7 protein-coding genes are annotated in these 8,341 nt (G+C 70.5%); 3 read left to right on the top strand and 4 right to left on the bottom strand.

What is annotated here, in order from left to right:
• Positions 1-229: 229 nt before the first annotated feature.
• Positions 230-1,486 carry an IS256 family transposase gene (locus ACZ38L_RS37420; protein ID WP_465702191.1) on the bottom strand — a complete coding sequence of 419 codons (1,257 nt, stop codon included), beginning with the start codon at positions 1,484-1,486 and terminating at the stop codon, positions 230-232.
• Between the two features lie 50 nt (positions 1,487-1,536).
• On the opposite strand from ACZ38L_RS37420, the gene ACZ38L_RS37415 reads away from it, so the two are divergent.
• On the top strand, positions 1,537-2,088 hold the full coding sequence (locus tag ACZ38L_RS37415) for a GntR family transcriptional regulator (protein WP_465702193.1): 552 nt from the start codon (positions 1,537-1,539) through the stop codon (positions 2,086-2,088).
• A 163-nt stretch (positions 2,089-2,251) separates the two neighbouring features.
• Here the strand turns inward: ACZ38L_RS37415 and ACZ38L_RS37410 are convergent, their stop codons facing one another.
• Positions 2,252-3,640 (bottom strand): PQQ-binding-like beta-propeller repeat protein, encoded by a 1,389-nt coding sequence (locus ACZ38L_RS37410; RefSeq protein WP_465702189.1) that lies wholly within the window; start codon positions 3,638-3,640, stop codon positions 2,252-2,254.
• Positions 3,641-3,965: 325 nt separating this feature from the next.
• Between ACZ38L_RS37410 and ACZ38L_RS37405 the strand changes: the two genes are divergently transcribed.
• On the top strand, positions 3,966-5,378 hold the full coding sequence (locus tag ACZ38L_RS37405; protein ID WP_465702186.1) for an ATP-binding protein: 1,413 nt from the start codon (positions 3,966-3,968) through the stop codon (positions 5,376-5,378).
• 39 nt (positions 5,379-5,417) lie between these two features.
• Here ACZ38L_RS37405 and ACZ38L_RS37400 read toward each other — a convergent pair whose 3' ends face one another.
• A complete protein-coding gene (locus ACZ38L_RS37400; RefSeq protein WP_465702183.1) occupies positions 5,418-5,939 on the bottom strand; it encodes a hypothetical protein in 522 nt (173 codons plus the stop codon).
• Between the two features lie 858 nt (positions 5,940-6,797).
• Positions 6,798-7,076 carry a hypothetical protein gene (locus tag ACZ38L_RS37395; protein ID WP_465702181.1) on the bottom strand — a complete coding sequence of 93 codons (279 nt, stop codon included), beginning with the start codon at positions 7,074-7,076 and terminating at the stop codon, positions 6,798-6,800.
• Between the two features lie 692 nt (positions 7,077-7,768).
• On the opposite strand from ACZ38L_RS37395, the gene ACZ38L_RS37390 reads away from it, so the two are divergent.
• On the top strand, positions 7,769-8,218 hold the full coding sequence (locus tag ACZ38L_RS37390; protein ID WP_465702178.1) for a hypothetical protein: 450 nt from the start codon (positions 7,769-7,771) through the stop codon (positions 8,216-8,218).
• Positions 8,219-8,341 lie beyond the last annotated feature (123 nt).

Genomic DNA, 8,341 nt, shown 5'->3' with positions numbered 1-8,341 from the left:
CACGCCGGGCACGGCACCGGATCGTCCCGGGTCCGCGCCGACACACGGATGACCTCGCCCTCGTCCGTCACGCCCTCGACGACGAGGGCCGAAAGGCCTGAAAACACCACACCCACTGCAATGGGCAGCTCTGGACGGGCCGTTCGCCGCCACAGCGGGCACCCACTGACACCGCCGCCCCGGCTGGCCCCCGCTTCGGAGTACCCGGTCCGGCTTGGAGCACGTGCCGTCAAGCGGCAGTGATCTCGTGCCGCTCGACAAGCCGGCCGCGTTCGAAGCAGGCGCCGGCCCGGACCAGGGCGACCAGGTGGGGCGCGTTCACCGCGCGCCACCGGTGCTGGGCGGATTCGACGAGCTTGAACACCATGGCCAGGGCTGCTGCCCTGCTGCCTGCGCCCTTGGTGACCTTGGTCCGCAGGCGCACCGTGGCGAAGGTCGACTCGATTGGGTTGGTCGTGCGCAAGTGAATCCAGTGTTCAGCCGGGAAGCCGTAGAAGGTCAGCAGCTTCTCCTGGTCGTCGATGATCTTCGCGACGGCCTTGGGGAACTTCGCCCCGTAGAGTTTCGCGAACATCGTGATGGCCTGCTCCGCGTGTTCGCGGTCCTCGGCGTTGTAGATGTCCTGCAGGGCCTTCTTCGCTGCCGGCTGGGCGGACTTCGGCATGGAGTCCAGGACGTTGGCGGTTTTGTGAACCCAGCACCTCTGCTCGCGCGTGTCGGGGAAGACCTCGCGCAGGGCCTTCCAGAACCCGAGCGCCCCGCCGCCGACCGCGAGCACGGGGGCGCGCATGCCGCGGCGCGCGCAGTCCCGCAGTAGTCCGGCCCACGACTCCGACGACTCGCGGTAGCCGTCGGCCATCGCGACCAGCTCTTTCGTGCCGTCCGCGCGCACGCCGATCACGACCAGGACGGCGGCCTTGGCCTCGTCCAGGCGTATGCGCAGGTGGATGCCGTCGGCCCAGATGTACACATAGTCGGTGCCGGACAGGTCGCGCTGCTGGAAAGCCTGGTGGTCGGCCTGCCACTGGGTGGTCAGCCGGGTCACCGTGGCCGGGGACAGGCCGGCTGAGGAGCCGAGGAACTGCTCCATCGCCGGCACGAAGTCACCGGTGGACAAGCCGTGGAGGTAGAGCAGCGGCAACACCTCTGCGATCTTCGGAGACTTGCGGCACCACGGGGGCAGGATCGCCGAGGCGAATCGCTGGCGCTCGCCGGTGACCGCATCGATTCGCCTGTCGTTGACCCGCGGGGCCTTGACCTCGACCGCTCCGGCGGCGGTGGTGACCTTCCGAGGCTGGCGGTAGCCGTTGCGCACCACCAGGCGGCGGCCGTCCTGGTCGCGCTGCTCGGCTAACTCGGCGATGTAGGAGTCGACTTCGGCCTCCAGCGCGGCGGCCAGCATCCGGCGCGCGCCTTCGCGGACGATGTCGTCCAGCAGGGATGCCCCGCCGTCGGTGGTGCCGTCGGGGTTGACTACGGTGAGCACGGACATGCCTTCCCGGCCGACGCGCCCACGTCGGCCTTGCTCGGTGACCTATCGATCGATCACCAGGGCAGGTACGTCCTCCCCCAGCCGATCCACAGAATCTGAGCATTGCTCCGCGCCCCCCGGGTGACCAGCTTCCCTCTGCACGGGAACTCCAGGAACGGTTCCAAATCGCCAACTCGACTGCACAGAACGTGGTGCGTGCACTCAAGCGGGAGAGCCTGGTCTACGCGGTCCCGGGAAAGGGCGTGTTTGTCCGCCGCGGCCCGCAGCTGGAACGCACCGGCGCGACGGGGAAGCCCTCAGAACGGCTCAGCAGGCCCCGGGGCGCGGAGCCAACCGAGGGCGAGCCGAGCTTCGAAGATCTCTCCGCTGCTCTCGCTGCCGCCCAGCAGCGAGCTGCCCGCGCCGCCGACGCCTTGAAGGCAGTCGCAGCCGAGGTGGACATTCTCACCCGCGAGGCGCTGCGTCGAGGTCTGCTCGCGCCGTTCGTAGGTCGGGAGTCAGTGGAGGCTGCCGGGTACGCATCACCCGAGGGGCGCTGGAACCACAAGACGTTGGTGTTCCTGGAGCCGACCACGACCGATCGCGGGCATTGCTAAGGACACCGCAAGACTGACAACCGGCTACTAAAGATCGACTGACAGGGAAGCCAGCGAAGGCTCGGAACCTAGGCGCCGGTGTAGGTCTCCGACGGTCGGTTAGCAGCGGGTCCTGCGGAGACGCCGTCGAGGGCCGCCCGGCCGTCCTGCGGTCACCGGCCGCCTATCGCGTTGCCGCGGTGATCGTCATGAACGCGCGGGGAGCGGAGGTGGGTCCGGAGCGCGAACCAATGTCGGTGAGGGTGTTGTCGTCGCAGATGATCAGCGTCCCGTCGATGTCGCCGGAGAAGAGCGGCCGACCGCCGTGGTCGAAGGGGGTCAGCGCCAGTGAGCCGAGGTGCTGTCCGGTGGCGCTGTAGGACTCCAGGGTGGGACCGCCCACGCCCCGGACGATCACCCGCACGATGCCTCCGGGCGAGACCGCTACATCCTCGACCGCGTCGGAGCCGAAGTCCTGGCGCCACGCCACAGTCCCGTCGGACGCCCGGTAGACCGCCACCGAGGTCCTCTCGATGTAGGGGACGAACACCAGCAGACCGCTGCCGGTCGCGGTCCCGCCAACGTTGTACGGGTATCCGCCCAGATCCGCCCCGGTGCTGCCGGACAGCATCCGGTCGTTTCCGACGGTATTGTCGCCGGTGTCGGGCGTCTGCAGGTAGTCGCCGGTGCCGGTAGGGCGCAGCGCTTCACCGGGGAGACCGTTCAGCGTGGCGACCGGTATGCCGCTCGCCGTGTCCAGGACGTAGTCCCTGGAAGGGCCTGTGTAGGGGCAGGATGTCCACAGCGCCAACTGTGGCTGTCCGGTTCCGGAGGCGGCGGGCGCCGGGATCATCCTCTGCACCGAGGGTGTGGCGGCACGTGTGCCGGCCGGACAGGTGCCGGTCAGCCGGTAGGTCCACAGGCGCTTGCCGTCGGCCGCGTCGAAGGCGGTGACGGCGGACGGGGAGGCCAGCGCGATCGCCGGGGTGCCGGTCGTGGTGGTAAACCCGGCCATAGTGCCATCGATGCCGTCCGGCTCGTCCTCCCAGCTGTCGGCCGGCGGCAGCGGCGCCGTGGTGTGCCAGTGCCGTCCAGTAGAAGCGTCGACGAAGTCCAGCCGGCCGTCGCTCCACAGCACGACGGCGTAGCGTTCACCGGTGGCACCGACCGACACCACCGTCGGGCGACCGGGGCGCGACAGCGTCCAGACCGCGGCGGCGGTGGCGGGGTTCTCCGCCCGCACCCCGTCACCGTGCCGCTCGATCAGCAGCCCGGCGACCAGGACCGGATCGGCCACGAAGCCGAAGTGCGTCGGTCCGGACACCACTGGACCGCCAACCTCGGCGGGCATTGGGCCGTGCGGCTTCGACACCGATTCGAACGGAGCCGTCCACCAGGCGGCGAAACCCAGCGCGGCGGCGAGGACGACGATGGCGGTCGCGCCAATGACTGCCCGCCGCACCCGTCGGGCCCGGCGTGAGCGCGGACGGCACACCGGTTCCTGCCGCGCCTCGTCCTCGGACGGCTGGATCGTGTCGTCCCGCGCGCCGCCGTCCGCTATCGCCTCGCCCATGGCTCCCGACTTCCCCCTACGACCTAAGGAACCACAGTATCGGCCTCGGGGAACAACGGAACAGCCACCGGGGTCGAGCGGCCAGCCGGGGCCGTCAGGCCGTGCACGGGCAGTATCGAGGCCCGCGCGATCGGGGCTGGCCCAAGAACTGACGCCGACCCACGTCGTCGGCGGCGTAGGCCGCCGCCGACGGACACTTCTCCCCGAATTGGACCACTGATCAGCCGTAGCCCGGCCGCCACTGGCCGACCTCGAGACAGCGCGGAGCTACGACGCGCGCGCCTTGCGCGGGGTGCCGCTGGGTCGCTGCGGCCGTGCGGACGTGGTGTCCCAGAGCGACGCCAAAATTGATGAAATTGGGGACCTCGGGGCCGCCGGGAATGGTGTCGTGCGCGGCTTCGCCGGGCCCGCCGCCGCGATCCGGCGGCAGTTCGCGACCCCTTGGGTCGTCCGCCCGCGGACAGGCGCTCACGAGCCCGCCCGAGCCTTCTGCAAACATGGCCTGACCTGGTGTCTTCCTGGAACTCGCCTAAGCTGGGGAGCTCTGCTGGACACCATTGGAGGGGACACGGTGAGCGGGGAATCGACCGGATATGACGCCAGCCAGATCGAGGTGCTGGAGGGGAGGGAAGCCGTTCGGAAGCGGCCCGGGATGTATGTGGGTTCGACCGGTGAACGCGGCCTGCGGCAGCTGGTGTTCGAGGTCGCAGACCGGGCAGTGAACGAGGTCCTGGCCGGTCGAGCCGGCCGCGTCGACATCACTCTCACATCCGACGGCGGCGTGCGGGTCGCAGACGATGGGCCCGGCGTCCCCATCGAGGACGCCGGGGATACCGGTGGTCCAGGCCTTGAGACCCTGCTGACCCGCCCGCACGCCGTGGTGGGGCCCGGTGGCCGCCACGACGTGACGCTCGGTCACTGGGGCATGGGACCCTTCGTCACCAACGCCCTGTCGAGCCGCCTGACGGCCGAGGTGCGGCGCGAGGGGGTGCGCTGGGTCCAGGAGTACGCACGCGGCGTCGCGCTCACGCCGCCCACTGCCGCGGGGCCGGCGACCGGAAGCGGGACCACCATCACCTTCTGGCCCGACGCCGACATCTTCGGGACGGCGGAGTACTCGTTCGACGCCCTGGTGGAGCGCTACCGGGAACTGGCCTTCCTGAACAGGGACCTGGATATCTCGCTGACCGAACATCGCCGCGCGGCGGAGTCCCACTCGGTGCGGTTCCGTTTCCCGAGCGGGGCGCGAGACTTCGTCACCTTCCTCGTGGATCAGGCCGGGGAGCCCGTCCACCCGGACGTCATCGGCTTCGAGCGGGAGGAGCCGCAGATGGCGGGGACAGTGGAGGTGGCCCTGCGGTGGTGCGGCTCCCGCGAGAAGCGAGTCCAAGGCTTCGCCAACTGCCGACCCACCCATGGCGGCGGCACACACACGGTGGGCTTCCACGACGGGGTGGCGGCCGCGGTCAACACCTACGCACGGGGGCGGCGCCTGCTGACAGCCGCGGACCCCGATCTCAGCTTCGACCGGATCGGCGAGGGCCTGACGGCGGTCGTGTCGGTGAAGCTCGACCACCCCGAATTCGAGGGCGCCATGTGTGACCGGCTGGGCAACGTCGCAGTCCGCGCCTGCGTCGAACAGACGGTGCGGGAACACCTCGGCAGGTGGCTGGAGGAGAACCCGGAACAGGCCACGGCCGTCATCGACCGGATCACCCAGGGCACGCACCGGGACTGACCAGCAACAGACTGACCGTCCTGACGGTTCCTGGCGACGTCATAGCCAGGAGCTGGAGGGCGGGATGACTTCACGGATCAGCGTGACCGTCTGTGTCGCGGTCAGTCGGCCCTGGGCGGAGCCGATGGAGCTGCTCACCGTGATGAGCAGTTGCAGGAGCGCCACGTGCTGGATGGGTTCCGGTGCCCGGTCCCAGATGGTGCGCGCGGCGGTGGCGCCACTCTCGCGGTGGGCGGCCATCGTGTGGAGGACGAGCGCGGTGACGGGGTCGGCGGAGCGGGCGGTTCGGCGAAGCTGGTCAACGTGCTGGTGCTCGGGCAGTCCCTGAACCGGCTTCGAGGACAGCGGACCCAGGAACAGCAGCGCGCCCTCCCACAGCGCGTCGCTCCCACGGCGTGCGAGCTCTGCGACCAGGACGCGCCCGGCGTCCGGCTGCCCGGTGCGGACAGTGGCGCAGATGGTGTCCTCGACGAGGCCCTCGACGGTTGGCGGGACCGGCTCGTTCGGTTCCGCCGGTCCGGGCGGGCGGGTGTCGGCGGGTGGCGTCAGCGGGTCGTTCACGGCGTGACCATACGCTGCTCGTGGCCGCTATCCGGCGCCGAGCCACCCTGAGGCCGGCCGTCGACCGCGGCGGGGAGCGGGGCGGCGGGGGCGATGGCGTGGGGGCAGTATCGGGCCTGGGCCCGGCCGGTGGCACTCTCGCGGTGCCGGGCCTGCTCGGTGGCGCCGTCCAGAGTGAGCTGTTGACTGGCCCGCTCGCCTGCGCCGAGGTGGTCGGCCCGCAGGGTGAGGCCGCGCTGGCGCGCTCGAGGCCGAGCCCGACGTGGAGGCGGTACGCTGCCTCCGCCAGGGCCGGGCTGTGGGCAGAAGGCTCGGCGAGGCCGTGGGTGCGGGTCGTGGCGGCGTGGTCGGCGTACACCGCAGCCGCGTGGTGGGACGGCCCGCGGGGCACCCCCGTGATAGCCGGGCGACGGCTGTTGGGTGCCCCGTGCGGCTCGTACTCAGGGGCGTGCCGCGCATTTGGTGGGGGCGTTCGGCAGGGTGGGCGCGGGTGTCGGTGCGGCACAGTTGGCCGGGCTGACCCTCGCGGAATCGGTGTAGTCGCCGAGAACTAGCGATACCGGACAGGTCCGAGAGTCGCCACCGTGGCTCTCGCCGATACCACCGCGGTGATGCCATCCCCCTGGATGTGGGCGGGCCCCATGGATGCGGATCACAGAAGTGGCCGATGGCCGCCAGCGATGCGGTGCCGGCTGTTCGGTAGGCTCCCCGGCGGGCCTGCGCACCGCACCCCGCCGGTCGGTGTGCGGGCCCACCCACGTGGGCAACGCCGCGCCCGGCGCGATCGCCCGTACTGCACCAGCGACCCCACATCACAGGAACGCCCCAGGCAGGCGGCACCCGGTCGCGCGGATGCCCTCAGCCCTGCATGTCGGGCGCGGAGAAACTGAGTCTGCCGGTATCGAGCGGTCGGCGGGCCGGGCGCAGCACCACTGCGGGCTGCTCGGCCGCAGGAGGCCGGAATGGGTTCCGGGCCGTCGCCGACGCTTCACCGCCTCCCGCCGGCCAGCCGCCCACCGAGTCCCACTCGACCCACGGTCGACCGTCGTCCAGCGTCACCGCGGCAGAAAGAGCGCCGTCCGGTTCCAAGAGCTCACGCAGCCAGAAGCCGTCCTGGTGAGCTTCCAGCAGGCCCACAGGGTCATGTCCCGCCGAGTGGTGTAGCCGATCTTGCCTCAGAGCTTCACAGGTGCGCAGCTGCCGGGAGACCGGACGGCGCGCTCGGACTGAAGCCCACAGGCTGACGCCTTGTCAGCCAAGACTGGGTTCCCGAAGCCGGGATTCCGGTCGTGAACTGCGCTTTTGCCGCCTTGATCGGCTACACCACTCGATGGGACACCATCGGCCCACAGCCGCTTGGACGGCCTCGTTGCCGACGCCGTCCAGCAGGACGCGAGCCAGTTCGGGGGCAGTGGTGGCGCTGGTGATCACCGTGGCGCTCCAGATCGGTCGGGGACGGCATCTCGACCAGTCTGAGGCCGGCGCGCTCGCCACGGCGCTGGCCTCGCCAGCGTGTCCCGAAAGTCCGGCTGGGCCCGGTACACCCAGTTGGGGCCCACAAGGTGGACACCCCAACATCACCGCTGATGGACGAAGCCGAGCAGGACGCTGGCGGCCACCGAGGCACCCGCATCAACGCTGGTCAGTGCAGCTGTTAGCCTGTCCACCGAGTGGTGGCAATGTCGACTTTTTCGCCGCTCCTGATCTCTGCCCACGCAGAGGTAGTCGACGCCACAGGCCGCTCTGCGCACGCAGAGGGGCTCCCGGTAGAGCCAGTGCGCTGGTAGTCGGCTAACCCCCATGCAGTGAAGCAGAGAAGCGGAGCCCCCATGACCAACCATCACCTTCAGCCCGGCGTCCAAGTTGACCTCCAGGACTTGGAAGACCCCTGGAACCGCAGCGACACCCTTGAGTCGCTGGTCGTCATGGACGAGCAGTTCGACGTCTTCGCCGACCACGGCCGCTGGATCTACGCGTGCCGCGGAGGCGCCCAGGAGGCCGTCGCCTTCGACAGCCCGGAGGCGGCAGTCGCGGCGATGACCATCGACATCGCCGACCTCGTCATGACGGCGGCCAACGCGGAAGACGTCGACAACCGCGGGAACCTGGAGCACCCCCGCTTCGTGGCGTTCGGCGACTGGACGGACGCCGCCTCGGAGGAAGAGACCTGGCTCTCGTGCTGGCGCAACGGCCAGCGAGCCGGCTACACGGTGCACGGCTCCCGCAGGAGCGCTCGCGCCCAAGCAGAGTGGGACGCTGACACCGAGCCCGAAGCCTGAGTCGGTAGGAGTAGGGGGGGGGGGGGGGGGGGGGGGGGGGGGGGGCGCCCCCGCCCCCCCCCCCCCCCCCGCCGCCCCGCAACCCAGACCCCCACAACAACGCCAACAACGCAACAGAGCGAA

The organism is Kitasatospora sp. NPDC024654, from assembly GCF_055559155.1.
Note: the sequence above shows the minus strand (reverse complement) of the source record. Positions and strands in the feature narration are given on the sequence as shown.

Bases quoted from the DNA above. Each gene is read 5' to 3' on its own strand.
- ACZ38L_RS37410 (WP_465702189.1), bottom strand. From the start codon at position 3,640: ATGGGCGAGGCGATAGCGGACGGCGGCGCGCGGGACGACACGATCCAG.
- ACZ38L_RS37390 (WP_465702178.1), top strand. From the start codon at position 7,769: ATGACCAACCATCACCTTCAGCCCGGCGTCCAAGTTGACCTCCAGGAC.